This window comes from Enterobacter sp. UPMP2052, assembly GCF_053709675.1.
In genome coordinates this window covers 105,180-128,238 of the sequence record NZ_JBSKJR010000007.1, presented here as the reverse complement: position 1 = coordinate 128,238, position 23,059 = coordinate 105,180, and the positions used below count along the sequence as shown (strand labels likewise).

Below are 23,059 nucleotides of genomic sequence, written 5' to 3'. Positions count from 1 at the left end.
ACATTCAGGACGCGGCTTCATCAGCCTGTTTAGGTTTTGGCGCCGATGCCAGGGTGTTCAACAGCGACTTGTCATTCAGCACCTTCATCACCAGACTTTCCGCGCCTGCTTTACCGTCCATATAGGTCTGCAGATTGGCGAGCTGCGTACGGGCTTCAAGAAGCTGAGATAGCGAGTCAACTTTGCGGGCAATCGCATCCGGAGAAAAATCGTCCATGCTTTCGAAGGTCATATCGACCATCAGCTGCCCTTCACCCGTCAGGGTATTCGGCACCGCGAACGCCACACGCGGACGCATGGCTTTCATACGCTCGTCAAAGTTATCGATATCGATACTCAGGAATTTACGGTCTGCCACAGGCGGCAGCGGCTCCAGCGGTTTACCGGATAAATCCGCCAGTACGCCCATAACGAACGGCAGTTCAATTTTCTTTTCGCTGCCATAGATTTCCACGTCGTACTCAATTTGTACGCGCGGCGCACGGTTACGTGCGATAAATTTTTGTGAGTTACTCTTGCTCATATGGATATATACTCTTTAATCACCGTTTATGTATAAATCATGACTGGTCTGATAGTTAACGTTCAGATAATTCGCTGATTCCACTCCCTGTTATTTATAAACAAGCTCGACTCCTGCTACCGTCTGCACTTTGCCGGCAGTAGCCGCTGAGTCACCCTTCGCATAATAGCTCGCTAAAAATCGATGACTTAATGGGTCCGCCGTGGCAGAAATAACGTAATCCTGCCCGGATGTCGCATCATCAATAATGACCTGCGAACTGTCTTCTTTACGTAATCTGATCTGAACATTTTTGCTCATATCAGTTCCGGTACCGTTAACCAGGTTTCCCGTCGCGGTATCCGCGCCGGAGGCGCTGCTGTTGAAAAACACCGTTACGGTCCTGCTGGCCGGGCACTCTTTTAAGGTGATATTAAACGGTACGCTGCCCGCTTCACTGCCGTTGGACTGCAGCGACATCACCGAGATTTTAGGCAATGTAACGACTTCATTATTGCTGCCATTATTAATCTCTACGACACAGGTTTCGTCGGTATAGGTGCCCGTAAAATAAACATCCATTGAGTAATTCACTGCATAAACGCAGGCTGCCGGAGTGCCCAACAGAGCCAGAAAGAGCGCGTTTTTTATTAATGACATACCACCTCCACCTGGGTAATCGAACCGGCCGATTTATTTATTTTGTTAGCGATATCGCTATTGGAATAAATCGTACACAGGCGATCGCCAGACGCGTTTTTCACATATAAATTGCTGTTCTCGGCCTGCCAGCCGCGAATAAACGCCATACCGCCCTGTCCAATAATGCCCAGACTGTTATCCAGCTGGTCAAAAATATCCGCGCCGATAGGTAAAGGCTGTCCGTTCCGATCCCGGACAATTAATATCGCAGGCGCCCCCACCTGGGTTTTAATATTCACTTTCACCGCAGCGCCCATACGCGGAATCACCGTACTTTCGCTTTCCAGCACATCCACGTTATCAGGCAGACCCACGGTATTCACCGCAATGGTGTTTTCACGATAGGGGGTGAGCGACGGCACAATCGCAAAGCCGCGGGAGTCGATGCGAGAACCGTAGCCGTTCAGCATCCTTGCCCCTTCTGCCCCCGGGGCGTCAATCAACGCAAACGGCGCATCGCCCAGTCGCGGCCCCAGCGTAACGCCGCCGCTGTGCGCCACCACGCTGCCGTTTGCCGACAGCGAGAGCTGACGCGTCTTATTCCCCACCGACGCGGTCGCGCCCAACTGCCCTACCGGCGAGTTGTAATTCACGTTGCCATTGAACGCCGCCTGCGTGGACGTATCCCGGGCTTTATTCATTGAGGTACCCACCCCGTAGCTCAGGTCGTTTTGCACGCCCTGACTGCCGATGGCGTTCATCTGGAAACCGCTGCCACCGTTATTGTCATGCATGGCGGTAGAGTAGACCGTGCTGAACAGCGGTTTTTCTGTGACGCTGCGTCCCAGCGGCACGCTGACGGACAGCATCACGTTATTCACGTTGTGTCCGTCGCTGTTATACGACCGGGAAGCCGACACCGACCACGAGAAATAACGCTCGGATTTGTTATACGAAACCATGTACTGGCTGGTCGACGGACGATCGTCCCAGTAGTTATAAAAATTACCGGAAAAATTTATCCTGCTGCCGTTCCATAACGGCTGACCGATACTCAGGGTAAAGCGCTGCCGGGTGCGATAATCCACCAGATAGTCATTACTTCTGGAGCCATAGCGCTCAAGCGCCGCATCGCGGAGGCTGTAAAACCCCGTTGATGAGTATCGGTAAGCCGCCAGCGTGACGTCTGTTGACGTGGCATCCAGGAACTTACTAAAACCAATATTAAAACTGTTGCCGGAGGAGACCTTGCCGCCGCCGAGTTCGCTGCGCGCGCGGGTCGCATCCAGCGATATGCCCCCAAGAGGGGTATTAAACGCGTTTCCCAGCCCTACCGCGGCGTAGTGATCGGCCAGCTGGCCGCCGCCGTACAGGGTATACATATTGCCAATGCCATACTGGTAAAAGCCCTGGGCAACGCCGGGTTCTTCGGCAAGCGCATCGTCCTGCAACTTACCTACCGTCACGCCAAAGCGGTCGACGCCAGCGTGCAGCAACATCGGCGGCGCGGAAAAGGGCACCACCTGCGTCCGCTGACGGCCATCTGCCTCCGTCACCGTCACCTGCAAGTCACCGCCATATCCCATTGCGCCAATGTCGCTCAGTTCAAACGGACCCGGCGGTACGGTTGTCTCGTATAGCGTCTGGCCCCGCTGCGTCACCTGTACTTTGGCGTTGGTTTCCGCGATGCCGCGTACCATCGGGGTGTAATAACGTAAGCCTTCCGGCAGCATACGGTCGTCAGACTGAAGCTGGATCCCTCTCACCGTCATGCTGTCGAACAGATCGCCGCTGGTCACGCTATCGCCCAGCGTCAGCTGGCTTCTGAGCACCGGAACGTCGCGCTGCAGATACGTCATGATGGAGTGAGTATGCGTTGAGCCCGTATCGCTCCAGTTGGTGTTCAGCCGCTTACGAAATCGCCAGTCATAGACGTTCAGCCCCATCATCAATCCCAGGTTGCCGCTGGCGGATCGATCGTTTTCCCCGCCGGACTGATTGACGTTCTGCTGCGCATAGGCGTTGGCGTTATAGTCCAGCACCCCCGCCAGCACGCCGGGATCCCACGAGGCAGGATCGGTATAACCCCGCGGGAACTGCACCATGTATGCCTGCGGAACGACCAGGTCGAGGTAAAAATCGCCGGACAAATAATTCGCGTGCGCGCCTTCCACCCACTCATCCACCGTGGCGCATTGCTCGCTGTCTGAGGCCTCGGGTTTCGCCGTCACCTTAATGCCCAGATGGGTCAGTTCGTCATAGGTGAAACAGGGCTGAGCGCTAACATTGCCTTTAACGGTTTTAAACAGCACCTTACGCTGCCCCCGGCTCTGACCATTGACCGCGACCTGTACCGCATACTCCCCCGCTGGCGCCGGGTTACCCTCGTAAAAACGAGAGACATCAACGCTAAGGCCGTGAATAAACGAGCTGTTAAACTTCACCACGTCGTTTTTACCGCTGGTTGCCAGATCCCCGGTGCTGGCATGCGCCAACACGGAAACGCTGGCTCCTAAAGAAGCAATAAGGATATGGCGTATCGCCGCCGCGATTTTCGACTCACGGATTGCGCGGCGTGCATGTTTTTTTATCTCTTTCGGCTTCACGTCCTTGTCTCCCCCGCTACGCGGCTCTCAGCGTTTTATTGTTTCTTTATTGACAGGGTGTTACCTGTTGAATGAGCCAACTGATATTTAACGACGCCGCCGTAATCGTTAATCAGGCGGACTTCAACGCTGCCGATCGTTGCCGGCGCTTTATTTTTATTTGCCAGGACAAATTCTTTACTGCCAAACGGCGGGATCATATCCGTCGCCAGGGGATATTGAGTGTTCCCTGAATAGGCGATTGCCGAATCAAATGAAAAATAGTAAGGCGTTGGATTGCTCACTTTAATACCCCGGGTCGGGCTGATGATTTCCCAGCGCAGTTTTTCAAATTCATTGGCACTGCTACTTTTTAACGCGGTCGGGCGATAAAATATTTTAATACGGGTTCTGAATGCCAGCTCCAGACGATCGGTGTCTTTCGCCTTTTCATTCATCGGCGGAATTTCCAGCATATTAAACCAGAACACCGACTCCCGATCCTGCGGCAATGGCATACCATTATAAATAAGACGTACACTCTGCCCTTTGCCTGGCTCTACGCGATAAACGGGCGGTGTGGCGGTAAATGGCACCTTAATATTATTAATGTCAGTATTTTTATTACCATCATCAACCCAGACCTGAACCAGTGTCGGTGTATTATTTTTATTATTCGTTCTTACCGTCTGCTCTTTTTCAGAACCGGGAAAAATCACCCGCGTACCGGATATGGTCATCCCGGCAACGGCAACCTGAGCTGCCAGAGAAAAAAAGAGAAAAGCATTTAATAATATTGCACGTTGAAATTTCATAGTACTGCCCCGCAGGTAATACGGTCTATCTGATAAAATGGCGTAACAGGGGCGATTGCTCGCCCCGGATTTAATCCTGACGGAAAAAACTTACGGATACGCGATGGTATAAGCCGCCTGCGCGTAAACCTTACCAACAGAGGTCGCGCCCGTTGCGTAGTAACCACCGTAGTAACGCATGGTTGCTGAACCGTTAGTCACGGTAGCAGGCGCGCCGGTTTCACCCAGTTTCAGCTGATTCTCGTCGGAGTTATACAGACGTACCTGTACGTTCCCGGCCGCAGGGTTGTTTGCATCTGCCGTGAACTGGTTAGTCAGGTTACCGGTTGCGCTGTCAACGCCAGAGCTGCCGACCGCTTCAAAGTGCGCGGCTACCTGAGTAATACCGGTAGGGCAATTTTCAACATTCAGGTCAAAGCCTTTAGAACCAGCAGTGTCGCCTGACTTGGCCAGGGTCTGAATCGCTACCGTCGGCAGTTGTACCTGACGGTCAACAGAGTCCGCGGCAATTTCGCAGGTGCTGGTAATAAGTTCACCGTTAAACGTTACGGTACCCTGCGTGGCAGCCAGCGCAGAAGTAGATACTGTCGCCATTGCCAGCGCGCATAATGTCATTTTGAAAGTAGACATAACAAATTCCCTATATTAGCGTTATTCAAATTAAAACTTCGCGACCCAAAGATCGCTTTTGGGTTTTTTACATACTTCCTGTAGATTAAATGTTTAGCTTTTCCTCCACTTGCATCACAACATCAATTTCCTTTTCTTCAGATAAAATACACTGCATGGCTATTGTTTTATTTTTTGCCGATTTGTCGACCTGGTTTAAAAGTGCACTGCCAATCTTTGGTAAAATATTTTTCTCAATAAAGCGGATCAGCATCCTGGCACCGGTTTCAGCAACCGGACACTGTTCAACAACGTGCTGAACCAGTTCGTCGCTAAAGGTAAGCGCCATGTCATGCTGCGCTTTCGCTCGCTCAGCGATACGGTTCAAATGAATTCTGACAATATGCTGGAGTGAATCCGTCGCCAGCGGTAAATAAGGTATAACGGTCACGCGGCCTAAAAACGCTGCCGGGAAGACCTTCAGCAATGCGGGCTGCAATAATTTCAACAAACCTTCTTCATCAGGCATGGTTTGCGGGTCAGCGCAGGCGCTGCTAATAATGTCGCTGCCAGCGTTACTGGTCAGCAAAATAACGGTATTGCGAAAATCAATCTGCCGCCCTTCACCGTCTTCCATCGACCCTTTATCAAATACCTGGAAAAACAGCTCATGCACATCGGAGTGCGCTTTTTCCACTTCATCCAGCAAAATAACGCTATAAGGCTTACGACGTACCGCTTCGGTTAATACGCCACCTTCGCCATACCCCACATAACCCGGCGGCGATCCTTTCAGCGATGAAACCGTATGCGCTTCCTGATATTCACTCATATTAATGGTGATCAGATTCTGCTTGCCGCCATACAGCTGGTCGGCAATCGCCAGCGCGGTTTCCGTTTTCCCGACCCCGGAAGGGCCAACCAGCATGAACACGCCAAAAGGTTTTTGCGGATCGGCAAGCCCGGCGCGCGCGGTCTGAATACTCTGGCTCAGGCAGGTTAACGCATACGTTTGACCAATGACTTTTTCCGCCAGACGCTGCGGCAGCTCCATGACGGCGCTGACATCGTCTTTCAATACCTGGCCTACCGGGATGCCGGTCCAGTCCGCCACGATCGCCGCCACGATGCTGGCGTTCACTTCCGTCTGCACCAGCGCCTTTTCGCCGCGGATCTTGCTCAGCGTCTCTTCCAGCTCATTCAAACGAGACTGCAGGTAACTGATTTTTTCCGCTTCCGGCATCTGCGGATCTTCCACCGTGGCGGCAAGCAGTTGCTGGCGGGTATCAATAATGGCCGCCACCAGTTCGCACTCCTGCGTCCAGCGCCGCTCCAGCACCGACGCTTCTTCAGCATGGTCGTCAATGGTGCGCTGGATCGGCTGAAGACGTGTATCGTCCTCTTTGCCAAAGCCAATCGCTTTTTCGAGCATGGACAGTTCAGCCTTCGCCGACTGCTGGCGGAACTTCAACAGCTGTAGCTCGGTTGGCGGCGCGTGCTGCGCCACGGCAACCCTGGCGCAGGCCGTATCCAGCAGGCTGATCGCTTTATCGGGCAACTGTCGGGCCGGAATATAACGATGAGATAAACGCACGGCGGCGCGGATCGCCTCATCCATTACCCAGACGCCGTGGTGTTTTTCCAGCACCGGCAGCAGGCCGCGCAGCATGGCGATAGCCAGATCTTCAGAGGGTTCGTCTACCTGTAGCACCTGGAAGCGTCGCGTCAGCGCCGGATCTTTTTCGATGTGGCGCTTAAACTCGCTCCAGGTCGTCGCGCCGATGGTGCGCAGCTGCCCGCGGGCCAGCATCGGCTTCATCAGGTTAGCGGCGTCTCCGGTGCCGGCATTGCCGCCCGCGCCAACCAGCGTATGCACCTCATCAATGAACAGAATCACCGGATCAACTGATTTGGCGGCGTCTTCCAGCACCGCTTTTAAACGCGCCTCAAATTCGCCCTTCATGCTGGCTCCGGCGGAAAGCGCGGTCACATCCAGCGTCAGCAGGCGAACCTTTTGCAGCGCGGGCGGGACTTCTCCGGCGGCTAATGCCAGCGCCAGTCCTTCCACGACGGCCGTTTTCCCTACCCCTGCTTCCCCGGTGAGCAGCGGGTTATTCTGTCGACGACGCAGCAGAATATCGATCATGGTGTTGATCTCTTTATCCCGCCCCAGCACCGGATCAATTTTGCCTTCACGCGCCAGCGCGGTCAGATCGGTCGAATATTGCGCCAGTCCGCCGCTCTGCGTGCTGCCCATGGCGTTGCTGGCTTCACCCGGTACGCCCGCTTCGGCGGAAACCATTGCCCCACCCGCTTCGCTCTCTTCCGCAGAGTCGCGAATAATGTAGCCAAGATCTTTGCTCAACTGCTCCAGCGGAATTTTTTCAAATACGGATGAAATCCCGAAAAGCGCGCGGCGTAATTCCATGGTGGTCAACAGCGCCATCAGCAAATGGCCGCTACGAATACTGGTGTTTTGACACTCCAGGCTGGCAAATATCCAGGCCCGCTCGATGGCCAGTTCAATATGATATGAAAAATCGGAAATAGAGCTGGCACCCGCCGGCAGGCGCGTTAATGCCTGAGCAAAATCACGTTCGAGCATTTCAGCATCAAGTTCAAAATGCCGTACAATATGACGTATATCGCTATCCTGCTGCTGATAAATCTGATTTAACCAGTGGATCAATTCAACGTAAGGATTACCGCGTAATTTACACAGCGTAGTGGCACTCTCCACGCTTTTAAACAGGCTTACATTTAGTTTTCCGAATAGGTTTTTTCTCGTAATCGCCACAACAAAACTCATCCCATTTTAATTTGACGTCGTTTTCGGCCACTACTCCTGTAGTGGAACAGTTTTTTACCTGCCTGCACTGGAGTATTCACAGAGGCAACAACTGGCTACTTCGGATTAATACTAAACACAGTTGGTAATAAGAAAAACCCTTAATCAGAATAGCGAGTGGGATTTAAGAAAATAGCTCAAAGGCGATTCCTAATTTCGCTGAAGACGATAAAAAGTGTGATCATCAAGTACGCATTTAATTCTAGAATCCGGGCGATATAAAAGAAAGTCGCGAAATTGACGGGATGCAATGTGGAACACAACTTTCTAGATTACTATAACCAGGAACTGACGTTTGTCAGAGAAATGGCGCGTGAATTTGCTGAGCGGCACCCGAAAATCGCCGGACGACTGGGGATGCAGGGGATAGAAACTGCCGATCCTTACGTAGAGCGTCTGATTGAGGCATTCTGCTTTTTATCTGCCCGAACGCAGATAAAACTCGATGCTGAATTTCCTAAATTCACCCAACGATTACTGGATATCATCTATCCAAACTACAATTCGCCAACGCCGTCGATGGGGGTCGTTCAGCTACAGCCGAATCTAAAAGAAGGCGATTTAACGCACGGCTACGTCATCCCCAAAAAAAGCACGTTTTACAGCCGGTTACTGCCTGGTGAAATGACCCGATGCGAGTTCAGAAATAACCAGGACGTCACGCTGTGGCCACTGGATATTGCAGAAGTGCGGTTAACCTCCGTACCGCCGGATATTCCTAACCTGGAAATCCATCGTCTTAACCACCAGCAGTTGAAAGGCGCACTACGCATTAAACTGCGTTTACAGGGTGATTTAGTCTTTTCGGATTTGAACGGACTGGATGAGTTGCCCATTTATATTCAGGGCGATGAACGCGTTGTATCCCATACCTTTGAATTGCTCCACGGCAGACATGTGGCGGTGGTAGTCCGTAGCGGAGACGGCGAAAAAACGCAGCATCACGTCATTGTCAACGACGCGTTAAAATTTGAAGGCCTGGCGCCCGACCAGAGCCTGTTGCCCTTACAATGGAATATGTTCCACGGGCACACACTGATCCAGGAATATATTGCCTGCCGCGAGCGATTTTATTTTTTCTCGATCGCCAAACTGGCCGCTGCGCTGGAAGGGAATAATACCAACGAAGTAGAAATCATTATTCTGCTAAACACCTTACCGCAGGATCTGGTGCCACATCTGGACGCTTCGCGCTTTTTACTGCACTGCACCGCGGTCATTAACCTCTTTCCCAAACGCGTAGACCGCATTGAAGTTAACCGTGCGCTGAATAATTTCCACATTGTGCCGGACCGCAGCCGTCCTATGGACTACGAAGTCTTTTCCGTCGATAAAGTCTTTGGCTTGCAGGCGGAAACCAGCGAGGAGCTCACCTTTAATCCGCTGTACCAGACCCGACACAGCGACACCGGGAATTTTGGCCGGTATTTCTCAATCAGACGGGAAGTCAGGGTGAAAGAGGCGAGCCATCGCAAATATGACACCCGCACGCCTTACAGCGGCACGGAGATTTTTATTTCCCTGGTCGATCAACAGGAAGCGCCCTACAGCGAACATATTCGCTATCTGCTGGTTGATGCCATGGTGACCAACCGCGATCTGCCCCGCTTGCTGACCAGTACCGGCAACCTTGAGCTAACCATGTCGGACTCCGTTCCGATTCACGGCGCCCGTTTCGTCAGCTCGCCCAGCGCCCCGCGTTCGCCATTCGCCGTCGGCGAGGCGGCATGGCGGCTTATCCGTCAGCTTAGCTTTAACTATCTGCCTCTCTCCGAGATGGAACACGCCCGGGGCGGCGAGTCGCTGCGTAACATGCTGCGCCTGTTTACCAACTCTGCCGATACGGAAACCCTGACCCAGATTAACAGCCTGGTCGGGTGTAAAACCGAGCCGGTGGTGCGTCGCCTGTCAGAAGAGGGCCTACTGGTTTACGGGCGCGGCGTACGCTGCAGTTTAACCGTCGATGAAGAGGGTTTCTCCGGCATCAGTCCGTACCTCTTTGGCCTGGTGATGGAAAACTACCTGGCGCGGCACGCGGCGATCAATATCTTTACCGAAACCGAGCTGCACTCCATGCAGCGCGGCTTGATCGCACGCTGGAAGGCGCGTCCCGGCAGACGAGGCGCATTATGAAATCCGTCGACGCCTGGTTTGATGACGACAAGCCCTGGGAAGCGGGTTTTATCAGCACGATGCGCGCGATTGCCGCCCGCACGCCTGAGCTGCCGGCGCCTGGCAAAGCCCTGCTGCCCTCGCAGGAGCGTTTTCGGCTGGGACAAGTGGCCACCATGGCCTTTGCGCCGCGTGAAATCGCCGCCATCAGCCAGCAGGATGACAAAATCAAACTGCAGCTTTTTGGCCTGGGGATCTGGGGCGCGCAGGGCGCGATGCCGCTGCACCTTTCCGAACTGGCTTACTCCCGTTACGAGCAGCACGACCACACGCTGATTGATTTTGTCGATATTTTTCACCACCGCGCGCTTAGCCTGTTTTATCGCGCGTGGTTTTTATCGCAGGACACCGCCTCGCTGGACCGGCAGGACGACGAGCGTTTTTCGTTTTACGTCGGCAGCCTGATCGGCCTCGACCCGGCGGAACTTCCTCCCGACCCGCTGCCTGTCCACACCCGGCTGGCCTCTTCCGCCCACCTCATTCGTGAAGCCCGTAACCCGGACGGCCTGCTGGGGGCGATGCACTACTACTTTGGCGTGCCGGTGCGCATGGAAGAGTTTGAGCTGCAATGGATATACCTGGAGCGCAACGATCAAACCGCGCTCGGCGACAGCCACTGTGCCGGGCTGCTGGGTGACGGGGCGATCCTCGGCAACACCGTGCTCGACAGACAACATAAATTCAAGCTGCTCATGGGGCCGCTGACCCTTGACCAGTACATGCTGTTCAGCCCGTGGGGCAGCGATATGTCGGTGCTGCGTGAACTGGTGCGCAGTTTCATCGGTTTTGAATATGCCTGGGATGTGCAACTGGTACTGGCTGCCGATCAGGTGCCGCAGGCCCGGCTTGATGGCTCCCACCAGCTGGGTTACGCCTGCTGGCTGGAACGTCATTCTTGTGATGACCCGGTTTTCGGCATGAGCTTCGAACCGGAAATGTATCACCGCTAGTTAACGCTTCTACCCACAGCCAAAAAGATACATGCGATGAATCAAACATACCATCTGACCTGTTCCGATTATTACCATCCCCTGATGTCACCCATCGCGGGCAGCGACGCCTGCGGCGAGACGCTCGATTACGATCCCGCGTTCATCCTGTTGCAGTCCCGGCTCCAGCCCAAGCTGGACGTGGAATACGGCAACTTTTTTGAAGCGGCGGAGCCGATTAACTGGGCCGAAACCGAGCGCGAATGTCAGACCTTGCTGCAAAAAAGCAAAGATGTCCGGCTGATTATTATTCTGATGCGCTGTCGGCTACGTAAAGTCGGCCTCGCCGCCCTGGCGGAAGGGCTGGAAGCGCTGCACGCCTTACTGTGCGCCTGGCCGGACGACCTGCATCCGCAGCTACTTGATGAAGGGGAGTTCGCGCCGATGCTGCGCGCTAACGCCTTCGCCGAGCTGGAGGATGCCAACGGCCTGCTCGCCGACCTGCGTAATCAGCCGCTGCCGAAAGCCTCCGGCCTGCAAATCACCATCAAAGAGTTTGAAAAAGCGCATCAGGTTCCCCGGGAAGAGGGTGCGCTGTCGGATACGGCCATGGCCGCCATTATTCATGAATGGCAGCTTAACGCCCGTGACAGCCTCTTCCCGCTTACCCAGGCGTACGGTTTCCTGATGGAGATAAAAAGCATGCTTGCCGACACGCTCGGCCACGATGCGCCTGAATTTGCCGTACTCGGTAATCTGCTGGTCTTTTTCGCTAACGATTTCAGCGGGGTAACACCTGCCCCGGTTGTTTCGTCCCCCATCGTGGAGGATGAAACGCCGCAGGTGCAGGAGATCGCGGAGCGTCCCGTCGGCGTGGCGCCCGCGATAGCAGATATTCCCCCCGCCGCGCCGCCTGCCGTCGCGGAGGCGCGCCGGGGTATCGACAGCCGCGCCGATGCGCTGCACCGCTTACAGGAAGTCCGCAGCTGGTTTGCGATGACCGAACCCAGTAGCCCGCTTGTTCAGGTGTTGAAGTACGCAGAAGAGAGCATCGGCAAAAGCTTTGCCGACCTCTTAAAAATGTATCCCCCTGAGATAGTCGCCATGCTGAATCACGAGAAGGAATAAACGATGTTAAGGATCGCCATTACGCTTTGTGCTCTTGCTTTGACGCCCGCCGCTTCCGCCGTTTGTACGCTGGCGCGCGGCGCACCGACTGCGGTTTCCATTCCTTCGCAAGTCATTCGGATTAACGCGAATGCGCCTGCGGACACCTCTACCCCTATCGCCCAGTTCGACAGCAATCTGGCAGGCCAGGATATTGGCTATGACAACTGCAATGTCGGTACCGAGTACGGGAAGCGGGTGCTCAACCTGACGGGACAGGACTCATCAACCCGCATCTATCCGACCAATATACCGGGCATTGGCATTAAGCTACTGTGGAGTAACGGCAGCGCATTCGGCAACTTCCCGTCAACCAGTCAGTTGACCTTTCCCGGGGGCGCGCAGGTCGGCACGTTTGATTACGTAGCCGCCTCGTTTTACCGCATCCAGTTTTTTAAAACCGCGAACAATTTGCGCCTGAGCGATCCGAACGGCGATACCGTTCTGCCCGCCGGAGATATTGCTTATAACTATCTGATGACGGCCAATCCGGCTTCGTATGTCATGAAGCTCGCGATTGGCGATATCAAAGTTATCAGTACCCCGACCTGCGATGTCGACAGCGCAAAAACGATTGATTTCAACGAAGTGACCCCGTCTTTGCTCAGCGCCGGCGTGACCCGCAAGCTGGATTTCAACATTACCTGCAAAAGCGACTACGGCACCTATTCCGCTATCGCCTCAATGATGACCGACACCCCCTCCTCGGACGGCTCGTACATCCGCGTTAAGGACGCGGGCGGCAACCTGGATCGGCTGGGCATAAAAATCACCGATGGCGCAGGCAAGGCGATGAAGCTGGACGGCAGTACGTCAGAACAAAAAACCAGTATTACCAGCCAGGGCCCCGCCGAATTCGCCTGGAACGCCACGCTGTTCGCCAGCAGTAAAACCGCCCCCGCAGGCGGGACCTTTAACGCCCAGGCGGAAGTCATTTTTGATATTCAGTAATCAGCTTTTAAATGGATTGGGAAAAATGGACACCCCAGCGACAATTTTTATCAGCATCGCCAGCTATCGCGACCCGGAACTCATTCCAACGCTACAGGATATGCTGCGCCATGCCGCTCACCCGGAGAATCTGCATCTCTCTGTTTGCTGGCAGGACGACGAAAACCTGTCGCTGTTTGAACAACAGGGCATGACCCCGGAAGGCCGCCGCATCGTTGCGGGTCAGGAGGTATTTGCCTTCCGTTACCGTCAGGCCAGGATTGATATTATCAGCGTGCATTATTTTGCCAGCCAGGGTGCCTGCTGGGCGCGTAGCATGGCGGAAACGCTGTTTGAACAGGAAGCCTATTTCCTGCAAATCGATTCCCACTGCCGCTTTATTCCCGGCTGGGATGACGAAATGATCGCCATGCTGCGCCAGGTAGAGCAGAAAAGCGCGCGCCCCATTCTCTCCTCCTATCCGCCGCCCTATAGCCCCGGCGAAGATGAAGAGGCCAGCAAAAAGCGCTATGTCAGCCGCCTGATATTTCGCGAGTTTAATCCGCAGGGTATTCCTATGCTTAGCTCCACCCCTTTTACGGCAACCGAACCGGTGCGGGGGAGCTATCTCGCAGGGGGATTTATCTTCACCCGTGGTGATTTCGTCAGCACCGTGCCTAACGATCCGCAGATATTTTTCGCTGGCGAAGAGATCGCTATGGCGGTGCGCGCCTTCACCCACGGTTATGATATTTATCATCCGCATAAGCCGCTGCTCTGGCATTACTATCAGCGTAAAGAGCACAACAAAGTCTGGGGCGATCACTCAAACGAGGCCAAAGCGCAGGGCGCGGTGGATAAAGCCTGGTGGGAAAGAGACAACGTCTCGAAAAAACGCGTCCGGACTGTGCTGGGGCTGGAGTCAGAAGACGCCGCAAGCCTGGCACCTTACACCACGGGATCGGCACGTTCTCTGCGCGCGTTTGAATATCAGACCGGGATCTGCCTGCAAAGGGGCACCGTGCTGCCGGAAGTCATGAGCGCGGAGAAGATCAACTTTTTCCCGACACCGCCCGATGATCACGCGCAATGGCTTGCCCGCCAGTACGTCTGGTACAAAAAAAACCTCACGCTGGAGCCCGCCGTCTGGCGCGCTGACGACAAAGAGGCGGAAACCCTGCACCTTGGCGTTTATAACCCGCAAAACATGCTGCTCTATAAACGCACGCTCGACGCCCGGGAACTGCAGGCGCTGCATACTGCCTCCCCGGATGACAACCTCACACTCTCGCTCGAATTTAAAACCGCCAACGCCGCGCAGCCTTCTGTCGTGCGGATATGTCCGTGGTCAATAACCTCTGGCTGGGGCACCGTTACGGAGAAAACATGGTGAAAAGTGAACATTTTTTCTGCCGCCTGATCGGCATTGATACCCTGATATCCTTCGACGGCATCATTCCTTCAGCGGCGGATTTTCAGCTCAGGCTGATTTCACTCATTGAGCAGTTCAATAAAGCGTTGCAGGAAGAGAACCAGGCTGCCGAAGAGAGCGAGGCGCTGTGCCAGTTGTTATGCGGCTATTTCGACAAACGACTGATGATAAATCAGAAAGATAACGCGCTCGCCTGGGAGCGTTACTCGTTGATGCATTACTTCTATGGCTACACTCAAAGCCAGGCCGATGACGATATGACGTCGCTGCTGGCCGCTCTGCTTCGTTCCGACAGCAACCTGATGTTCCGCTATGCCCGAAAGCTGCTTACCCTGGTGGAACAGGTCGAAGGGCAAACCGACGCGTTGACATCGCTGCGCGCCACCTGCGCGCCCCGCACCTGGCTGATGCGCGCGGAAGCGGCCCCAGAGCCGGAAACAGGCTACGCAGATACGCCAGCGGCTTCTCCCCGGCTGATGGTGCTGATTACCGGCCCCTTCGCCCGAAAATGGTTTCACCATGCCAATCTGTCGACCAGCGACAACGGACACATCGTCTGGATGGTCGCTGAACATTCAACCACGCTCGCCAGTCGGCTCGCGCATGCGCAAGAGACGCACCCGCCCATGGCGACAGTGGCGCTGTTTCCCGTGCTCGTCGATGGCGTGGAAAACAGCGCCCTGCTGACAGAGCAGCTGATGTCCTGGCAGTACGTCTTTACCTCGATACGGCTTAACAGTCGGTTGCCCTGTATCCCGGCGTTTTATACCCGTCTGAGTCAGCAACGCCATTCGCACGACCCTGACCGGGCGATCTGGACCAGCTCACTGACGCCACCGCCGCACGGTGAGTTGACCCTGGAGTCGTGTTTCCACGACCTGGTGGAGAAGCTTAACGCCCGCGATGACGGCCAGGATCTTTACGCCATACAGCGTTATACGCTCGGCAGAACCTTTATCGCCTGGCTTGCGGAAAGCCGGCTGATGAACGTTATGCAGACCTTGTTTAAAAATACCCCGCTCGATCTGGCTGGCGTTATGCTGGCTGATTATGGTCAGGGATTTACCCGTCACGGCGCCTGGTCGCAATGGCTGGAGGAACGATACGGCATCCTGCCTGCACTTTCCGCCACCATCGCCATGCCGCCCTTACCGCCGTTGCCTTTGCCGCCGCTACCGGAACCCAAGACCGTCTGGCCTGCGCCTGCGCCTCTCGTTGCGCCCGCGCGGCGCCGTCGCGCTTTGCTGCCCGTCATTATCGTGCTGCTGTTACTGTTCGCCTGTCTGGCTGGCGGCATTTACTACTATGCCCGGCATAACATCGGCGAAATACGCGAGCAGATAAGGCAATTTTCTCCGTTCCCGGAAAACCTTGCCGCAGACAACGATGCCTCGCTCTTCTCCCTGGCAGATACCGTGCCGCTGTTTGCAAACGGCAGTAGCACTCTCATGCCCGATAGCGAAAAAACCCTGCTTGCTGTCGTGCCGGCAATTCGCCGCTCGCCAGAAAAAATGTTCCTGATTGTTGGCCATTCCGACAGTACCGGCTCTGCCGCGACCAACCTTGCGCTCTCCGCAGAACGTGCGCAGGTCATTAAAGAGTGGCTGGTCGCGCATACAGGACTGCCTGCCGAACAGTTCATTACCGAAGGCGCTGGCGACACCCGACCGGTCGCCAATAACGACACCAAAGACGGACGGGCGCAAAACCGCCGTGTTGAGATTATTCCCTTATCCCGACAAACCATTAAGGATGAAAAGGACTTACATGAATAAAACACCCATGACTTATCCTATTAATGAAGGCACTTTCATGACGCTCACGCCGCAGGAAGATCAGTCCATTAATATTCTGCGGTATATGGATGAGGACAATAACCCGTACAACATACTGATAAATCGCACCACGCTGGAAAAAGATCAAACGGTGGACGATTTCTGTGAGAAGCAGTGGGAAAAAATGAAGCTTTATGTGCCTGGATTTGAGGTGGAAGGCAAAAACCTGCGCCATGAAATTGGCCCAGCCAAACTGCAGGTGCTGCAAACGGCCAATAAATTCCTGGAGGATGGTGCCTGGGTCCGGCAGGTCTCGTCTATTGTGACGCTGCCCCATCATCCGAAACACAATCCCGAGTCGCGCAAACTGCTGGTCTTTACGCTGGCTGCTTATAACGACTTTACCGAAGCACAGCGTAAGCATTACGTCCGTATTATCAACAGCTTTATTCCAGCGGAAACCGCAATGAACGTGGAGTAACCCGCACGCCCCTCTGCCTCCGCCCGGGGCGCAGAGGGGAGCTTTGCACCGCAACAGTATGGAACACATGTGCAGGGATCATCGATTCCGATCCCCCTCTTTAAAGAACCCTCACCCACCGCCATCCCAGCAGTATCGTCCCCAGAATAATCGTTATCCCCGCAGCCACATGCAGCAGAAAATCCAGGGGATGAACTTCAACAGGATGGCAGAGCGACAGTAGCGTTAACGCCATGCAGGCCACGCCAGCCCCCGCCGCCGCAAGCGTGCGCAGCGGATACAGCGCCCCTGTACGCCGCAAATAGCCAATAACAATGACCACCATGGGCGCGCTGACCGCCATCATGTAGACGTAGCAGTTCACCTCATCAGCATGGTGCGCCTGCGCGGGCGCGAGCCGCAAACTCATCATTACCCCGCCCAGCCACAGCGCGGCCAGCGGAATAAACCATTTCCAGTTCAATGAGGTACGACCGGGGATGCTGAGCAAAAACGCGTTGCGAATGGCGAGCGTCCCCATCACAAACGCCACCGCCAGCTGAAAAGCCGCAATCAGCGCGCCCGGTTGGCTCCAGTCCGTGCCGTCTCGCGGAAACGCCAGGCTGCTCAACCAGCCGCACGGCAGCGCCATCAGCAGCCAGCCGACAACGCGCCAGGGGTTCGCCAGCGTTCGGCGTATCGGCCTGGCATCCTGACTCAGCTGTTTTATGAAAACATCATGATCGACCATGTTTCGCTCCCATACGGCGAAGGTTGGTAAGGGCTCTATGTAATAACGATTTCACTGCCGCAATGCTCAAATTGTTCTGTGTCGCCGCCTCGGCAAGGCTCATCTCCTGAAGATGGACATGCTCGACAATTTGCCGCTGGCGCAGCGGGAGTTGGTCGAGTATCCGCGCCAGGCGTTCCTCTTTATCTGTGTGCTCGGGCAGATCCTCACCCGGGCTTTCCTGTGCATCCTCTTCAGGCGTTTCACGCTGCCAGTGGCGACCCCGCTTGCGTAACGCGTCAACGGCGCGTGCCTGCGTTATCGCCATCAGCCACGGCAGAAAGGGGTAGGCAGGATCGTAGGTATGGCGCACCCGATGCACGGTCAGGAGGACATCCTGGATAACATCGTCGACCAGCACATCATCGAAAATGTGCTTGCGAACGCGCGAGCGAATAACGGGCACAATCGCCCGCAACAGCTGGGTATACGCGTGACGATCGCCCGCCTGCGCGCGCGCCATCAGGGCGGGCCATGCGTCTCGCGGTGCAAAGCCGTTATCCATATTGCGCCATCATTATGACCTCACGCTTTTTTCCCGGCGGCCTGATCCAGAGCCTTAACCACAATCGACGGTGTCAGGACCTGGGGCAGCACCTCAGGTGCGCTGCCGTCCGCGGGATAAACCACATACAGCGGCAGACCGCCCTGGCCGAACGCGCTCATTGCATCGTCAATATCCGCATTAAACTTCGTTGAGTCCGCCACCATATAAACGGCGCCGGTGCGTGAAAGCGCCTGTTTAACCGCCTCTGTCGACAGCGACGTGCGATCGTTAACCTGACAGGTGATGCACCACGATGCCGTAAAATTGACAAAGATCGCTTTGCCCTGCCCGCGCAGTTGCGCCACCGTCTGCGGCGACCACTTCACCGGCTCGGTGTGAGTAACGCTTTGCACGTCGGGCTGCGAAGGCTGCGTATGGATTACGCCGGGCAGCGGGCCGATCGCGGCGATGAACAACACCACCGTCACCGCCAGCAGCGCTTTATACGACTGCCCGATATAGCGTCTGCGCTGGGCCATGCCGTACAGCCACGCCGCAAAACTCACCACCACCGCACTGGCGAGCATGGCGGCCAGGGCGGTGGTTCCTGCCTGCTGCGTCAGCACCCAAACCAGCCAGGCGAAGGCGCCCAGCATCGGGAATGCCAGCCCGCGCTTGAGCAGATCCATCCACGCGCCGGGCCGCGGCAGGCGTCTGGCAATCGACGGGAACAGTGAAATCAAGGTAAAGGGGGCGGCAAAGCCTATCGCCAGCGCCAGGAAAATAGCCAGCGATACCGCCGGAGGTTGTACCAGGGCATAGCCTACCGCGCCTGCCATAAACGGCGCAGAACACGGGGTGGCGACCACGATAGCCAGCGCACCGGTTAGCGCCGAACGCGTAAACGCCCCGCGGCCCACGGAAATTTCCCCCGCGCGCTGCAGCGATAGCCCCACCTCAAACACGCCCAGCAGGTTCAGGGCGGCCCCCAAAATCACCAGCGATAATACGGCGATAACCAGCGGAGACTGAAGCTGAAATCCCCAGCCAACGGCGGTGCCGCCGGCGCGCAGTGCCAGTAATACCCCCGCCAGCGCCAGCATAGTGAGTACGACCCCAAGCAAAAATCCCAGCCCCTCGGTGCGGGCGCTTTTGATGTCGCCCTGATGGCGCAACATGCCCAGCGCCTTCAGTGAAATCACGGGGAATACGCAGGGCATAAAATTGAGGATAATGCCGCCCAACAGGGCGGCCAGAATAGCAGTCAACATAGCGGACCCCGTTATTCAGGTTACGAGTGCGACTTCGCGTATTTCTTCACGGCATCCATCGTTTTTTGAATGTGCTCGTCTGGGTTGCGGTCGGTATAGCTCAGCAGAATTTTGCCGTCCGGAGCGATAACAAACGAGGTGCGGTCAGAAACCGTTTTACCGTTCATCTGCATCAGGGTCTGGTACTCAGCCGCCACTTTCGCGCCGGGGTCAGCCGCGACGGCAAATTTATCCCGACACTCCAGCTTCGAAAACTCATCCACCTGATCAACGTTACCGGCGGTGACACCCACCACGGTCGCCCCCAGTTTTTTGAAGTCATCGGTGGCTTCGGCAAAGGCGTGCGCTTCAAGCGTACAGCCCTTGGTGAAGGCCGCCGGGAAGAAGTAGAGCACCACCGGGCCTTTCTTCAGCGCCTGCTGAAGGGAGAAGGTCAAGGGTTTACCGCCCAGCGCACCCTGAAGGCTGAAGTCCGGCGCGTTGGCACCTGCCTCAAGGGCGGCATGGGCGTTTACTGCGAAGAGGGAAAGGCTCAGTACAGCAGCGGCAGACAAGGTTTTCAAACGATTCATGGTCGACTCCATCAGGGAAAAAGGGGGCTTTATGAATAATAGTTCGCACGCTAACCCCTGAAGGTTTCGCTCAATGATAAAAAAAGTCCGCAGGGGTCGCCTGCGGACTTTTTATGGCCTTCGGGGAGGACTATTTATCCTTCTCGACCATCAGCGGTTCAATATCGCTCTCTTTTTTCACCACCAGCGTTTCATCCCCGCGCAGGCAGGTTCCGCCGTAGTTTCCCCCCACGGTAAAGGTGCACACCTGAATGTATTTTCCGTCTACTTTTGGCAGGCACCACAGCTGCTGGTAAATGTTTTTACGGTCAACAAACTTGCCGCTGGATTTATCCAGCAGTTCGTCCTGCGCGCTAATCAGATCGATATTGCTGCCGCAGCGCCCGGCGATGGGCTTCACGGCGTAGCCGGTCGTTTTCAGCAGGTCGTTAACCTCAAAATCGGTATCCAGCAGGTAGCGGTGGTTCGGGAACAGCTGCCACAGCACCGGCAAAATCGCCTTGTTGCCGGGGATCACCGTCCAGAGCGGTTCGAAGACCAGCACTTCCGGGCGCAGCAGCACGTCGATCAGACGCACTTCCCCTGCCGGGTGCCCGGTCCGGATCGGTACGGCGGCATACTCGGTTTCACTCACCTCGCGGATCTGCTCGATCGCCGTTTCCCACGCCCAGGTTTTCCAGACGCAGTTGACGGGCCGGCCTTCATCGTCAATCAGTTGTCCGGCGGGATCCCAGCTCAGCGCGCCAAGGCCGTGGAGGATTTTGGTATCAAACCCCGCCTGCATCAGCGAACGCTGAATAAAGAGGGCGTGATAATCTTCCTCGACATCGTTGTCCTGCATGATGTGCACAAACGGACGCGCATGGCTGTGCTTCCACGCGCCGGTCAGTTCTTCCAGCAGCCCTTCCGCCGGGTTGTGGCCGGTTCCGCGGTAGCCGTTTTTCACCCACTCCTCGAGGATTAATCCTCCTTCCGTGTGGCAGGAGGCGGAGTCCGCGTTGTACTCGTACACCTTGATGCCGCGCTCATCCATGCAGAAATCCATACGGCCAGTGATCATATGGTGACGTCGCCACTGCCAGGAGAGGCGCAGGCGCGGCCAGAGGATTTTAGGGATGTCGAAAAGCGCCAGTAAGTTATCGTCTTTCAGCACTTTGTCGGTCGCGTGGAGGTACATCAGGTGCAGTTCGTTGGTGGCCTTGATCAGCTCCTGCTCGGCGCTTTCGGTAATGGTGAAATAGTGGCAGGGATCGTTGTTGATGACGTGACCGTTAGCGCGAACGTACGCCTGCTGCAGAGCGTCGTTTTCGTTGAGCCATTTGCCGTCGAACTGACGCTGATTTTTGAGCCGCGCACCGCGGATTTTCAGCAGCTCGCCGTCGATTTCCGGCTGCGGGATACTGTGCTCCGTGTCGCTGGTCTGGATCATCCAGCCCAAAATTTCCGTGTCGGTGAAGGTGTCGTGCAGCGTGTAGCAGCCGTTCTCGACGGTCATGCGCAGCTCGCGCGTCCACTGCTGCCCCAGCGGGAGCGGAGCGTGAATGACGTTCTGCTCCGCAATGCGGACCTTATCGCCGCAGAGCTGAGTGATGACGGCAACGTGCCCGGTTTCATGGAACTCGCCGCCCTTTTGCCAGATCAGCAGCGCCCCGGCGCGCGGCGCACGCTGCGATCCGTTGGCGAAGGCCTGCAGCGGCAAAATGTTGTCGTTCACCACCTCACGCAGGAAGCGCAGGGAGAAGATCTCCCACGCCATGCCGACGTCGGTAAAGACAACACCGTAATTGAGAAAAAGAAAACGACGCGCAAACTCAACACACTGCCACTTGTGGCCCATGTATTCGTTGCCGATATAGCTTCGGAATTCCGCGTCTTCCGGGTAGCGGCGCGGGTCGAGGCTGTCGTAATTGGATGAGTAAATCGCCACTCCACCTGGCGCATAGCCTAATAACGTCCCGAAGGGTGCATCACTGCTTAACGTTCCTTTACGCATGTATCCAACCTAAAGCTGGCAGGCGGCAATTTTAGTAAGGTTGTCGTCGTCTGCACGTTGAGATTAACCTGACAGAGGTGGATTTATCATACACCTGCGATCGCAGAAATATAGCGCCACGTTGGATAACGCCTCTCATCGTTAAACCGTTTTGTCATCTCCTGCTACACTGCCTCAACACATCACTCAAAAGGCAGGCCAACATGTCAGACAACAACACCTATCAGCCACCGAAAGTGTGGGAATGGAAGCAGAATGCCAACGGCGGCGCGTTCGCCAACATCAACCGTCCGGTGTCGGGCGCGACGCATGAGAAGGAACTGCCGGTCGGCTCGCACCCGCTGCAGCTCTACTCCCTGGGCACGCCTAACGGCCAGAAGGTTACCATCATGCTCGAAGAGCTGCTGGCGCTGGGCGTGACGGCGGCAGAGTACGACGCGTGGCTTATCCGCATCGGCGAAGGCGATCAGTTCTCCAGCGGTTTTGTTGAGGTGAACCCGAACTCGAAGATCCCGGCGCTGCGTGACCACTCCACCACCCCGCCGACGCGCGTGTTTGAATCTGGCAGCATCCTGCTTTATCTGGCGGAAAAATTTGGTCACTTCCTGCCAAAAGATCCGGCGGGCCGTACCGAAACCCTGAACTGGCTGTTCTGGCTGCAGGGCGCGGCACCGTTCCTCGGCGGCGGTTTTGGCCACTTCTACAACTATGCGCCGGTAAAAATTGAGTACGCGATTGACCGCTTCACCATGGAAGCCAAGCGTCTGTTTGACGTGCTGGATAAACAGCTGGCGCGCGGGCGTTACGTGGCGGGAGAAGAGTATACCATCGCCGATATGGCGATCTGGCCGTGGTTTGGCTGCGTGGCGCTGGGCAGCGTGTATAACGCCGCCGAGTTCCTCGATGCCGGGAAATACACCAACGTCCAGCGCTGGGCAAAAGACGTGGGTAACCGTCCGGCGGTCAAACGCGGGCGTATCGTCAACCGTACCAACGGTGAACTGAACGAGCAGCTGCACGAACGCCACGCGGCGAGCGACTTCGATACCCAGACCGAAGATAAACGTCAGGGCTAAAATG

The 23,059-nt window shown here is 55.7% G+C and carries 19 protein-coding genes; 8 read left to right on the top strand and 11 right to left on the bottom strand.

The window, feature by feature from the left end; all coding sequences use genetic code 11:
• Window positions 1–4: 4 nt before the first annotated feature.
• The 6 genes from tssB to tssH all read right to left on the bottom strand — a co-directional run bounded on the left by tssB (window position 5) and on the right by tssH (window position 7,950).
• Window positions 5–523: a type VI secretion system contractile sheath small subunit gene (tssB, locus tag ACWKX3_RS17660; RefSeq protein ID WP_006178500.1), complete on the bottom strand. Its 519-nt coding sequence runs from the start codon at window positions 521–523 to the stop codon at window positions 5–7.
• A gap of 90 nt (window positions 524–613) precedes the next feature.
• Entirely contained in the window at window positions 614–1,162 is a 549-nt protein-coding gene (locus ACWKX3_RS17655) for a fimbrial protein (protein ID WP_088208546.1), read from the bottom strand.
• The gene (locus ACWKX3_RS17650) at window positions 1,153–3,750 is read right to left on the bottom strand and encodes a fimbria/pilus outer membrane usher protein (protein WP_058610784.1); all 2,598 of its coding nucleotides are present in this window, start codon (window positions 3,748–3,750) and stop codon (window positions 1,153–1,155) included. The genes ACWKX3_RS17655 and ACWKX3_RS17650 overlap by 10 nt, the downstream gene beginning before the upstream one ends.
• A 35-nt stretch (window positions 3,751–3,785) precedes the next feature.
• On the bottom strand, window positions 3,786–4,544 hold the full coding sequence (locus tag ACWKX3_RS17645) for a fimbrial biogenesis chaperone (protein ID WP_058610783.1): 759 nt from the start codon (window positions 4,542–4,544) through the stop codon (window positions 3,786–3,788).
• Window positions 4,545–4,634: 90 nt separating this feature from the next.
• Window positions 4,635–5,174, bottom strand: coding sequence for a fimbrial protein (locus ACWKX3_RS17640; protein WP_006178504.1), 540 nt, complete (start codon window positions 5,172–5,174; stop codon window positions 4,635–4,637).
• 85 nt (window positions 5,175–5,259) lie between these two features.
• Window positions 5,260–7,950, bottom strand: a complete 2,691-nt coding sequence (gene tssH / locus ACWKX3_RS17635) for a type VI secretion system ATPase TssH (RefSeq protein WP_167519827.1) — start codon at window positions 7,948–7,950, stop codon at window positions 5,260–5,262.
• Between the two features lie 303 nt (window positions 7,951–8,253).
• Between tssH and tssF the strand changes: the two genes are divergently transcribed.
• The 7 genes from tssF to ACWKX3_RS17600 are packed head-to-tail and all read left to right on the top strand — an operon-like array spanning window position 8,254 to window position 16,887.
• Entirely contained in the window at window positions 8,254–10,134 is a 1,881-nt protein-coding gene (gene tssF, locus ACWKX3_RS17630; RefSeq protein ID WP_006178507.1) for a type VI secretion system baseplate subunit TssF, read from the top strand.
• A complete protein-coding gene (gene tssG / locus ACWKX3_RS17625; RefSeq protein WP_006178508.1) occupies window positions 10,131–11,123 on the top strand; it encodes a type VI secretion system baseplate subunit TssG in 993 nt (330 codons plus the stop codon). Before tssF ends, tssG begins: the two co-directional genes overlap by 4 nt.
• Before the next feature lie 36 nt (window positions 11,124–11,159).
• Window positions 11,160–12,230 carry a type VI secretion system protein TssA gene (locus ACWKX3_RS17620; protein WP_454542149.1) on the top strand — a complete coding sequence of 357 codons (1,071 nt, stop codon included), beginning with the start codon at window positions 11,160–11,162 and terminating at the stop codon, window positions 12,228–12,230.
• A gap of 3 nt (window positions 12,231–12,233) precedes the next feature.
• Window positions 12,234–13,220: a fimbrial protein gene (locus tag ACWKX3_RS17615; protein WP_006178510.1), complete on the top strand. Its 987-nt coding sequence runs from the start codon at window positions 12,234–12,236 to the stop codon at window positions 13,218–13,220.
• Between the two features lie 25 nt (window positions 13,221–13,245).
• On the top strand, window positions 13,246–14,592 hold the full coding sequence (locus ACWKX3_RS17610) for a GlcNAc-transferase family protein (RefSeq protein ID WP_006178511.1): 1,347 nt from the start codon (window positions 13,246–13,248) through the stop codon (window positions 14,590–14,592).
• A complete protein-coding gene (locus ACWKX3_RS17605) occupies window positions 14,586–16,406 on the top strand; it encodes an OmpA family protein (protein ID WP_006178512.1) in 1,821 nt (606 codons plus the stop codon). Before ACWKX3_RS17610 ends, ACWKX3_RS17605 begins: the two co-directional genes overlap by 7 nt.
• The gene (locus ACWKX3_RS17600) at window positions 16,399–16,887 is read left to right on the top strand and encodes a DcrB-related protein (RefSeq protein ID WP_137903625.1); all 489 of its coding nucleotides are present in this window, start codon (window positions 16,399–16,401) and stop codon (window positions 16,885–16,887) included. The genes ACWKX3_RS17605 and ACWKX3_RS17600 overlap by 8 nt, the downstream gene beginning before the upstream one ends.
• Before the next feature lie 100 nt (window positions 16,888–16,987).
• On the opposite strand, the gene ACWKX3_RS17595 is transcribed toward ACWKX3_RS17600, so the two are convergent.
• The 5 genes from ACWKX3_RS17595 to gss form a co-directional block, all read right to left on the bottom strand.
• A complete protein-coding gene (locus tag ACWKX3_RS17595) occupies window positions 16,988–17,617 on the bottom strand; it encodes a DUF1109 domain-containing protein (protein WP_454542148.1) in 630 nt (209 codons plus the stop codon).
• Window positions 17,604–18,161, bottom strand: a complete 558-nt coding sequence (locus ACWKX3_RS17590) for a sigma-70 family RNA polymerase sigma factor (RefSeq protein ID WP_337278752.1) — start codon at window positions 18,159–18,161, stop codon at window positions 17,604–17,606. The genes ACWKX3_RS17595 and ACWKX3_RS17590 overlap by 14 nt, the downstream gene beginning before the upstream one ends.
• Before the next feature lie 20 nt (window positions 18,162–18,181).
• Window positions 18,182–19,414, bottom strand: coding sequence for a protein-disulfide reductase DsbD family protein (locus tag ACWKX3_RS17585; RefSeq protein ID WP_454542147.1), 1,233 nt, complete (start codon window positions 19,412–19,414; stop codon window positions 18,182–18,184).
• A 20-nt stretch (window positions 19,415–19,434) separates the two neighbouring features.
• Window positions 19,435–19,986 carry a peroxiredoxin gene (locus tag ACWKX3_RS17580; RefSeq protein ID WP_171007419.1) on the bottom strand — a complete coding sequence of 184 codons (552 nt, stop codon included), beginning with the start codon at window positions 19,984–19,986 and terminating at the stop codon, window positions 19,435–19,437.
• 130 nt (window positions 19,987–20,116) lie between these two features.
• Window positions 20,117–21,979: a bifunctional glutathionylspermidine amidase/synthase gene (gss, locus tag ACWKX3_RS17575; protein WP_058610774.1), complete on the bottom strand. Its 1,863-nt coding sequence runs from the start codon at window positions 21,977–21,979 to the stop codon at window positions 20,117–20,119.
• Between the two features lie 203 nt (window positions 21,980–22,182).
• On the opposite strand from gss, the gene yghU reads away from it, so the two are divergent.
• Complete coding sequence (gene yghU / locus ACWKX3_RS17570) at window positions 22,183–23,055, top strand: glutathione-dependent disulfide-bond oxidoreductase (protein ID WP_006178519.1); 873 nt, start codon at window positions 22,183–22,185, stop codon at window positions 23,053–23,055.
• The last annotated feature ends 4 nt before the right edge of the window (window positions 23,056–23,059 follow it).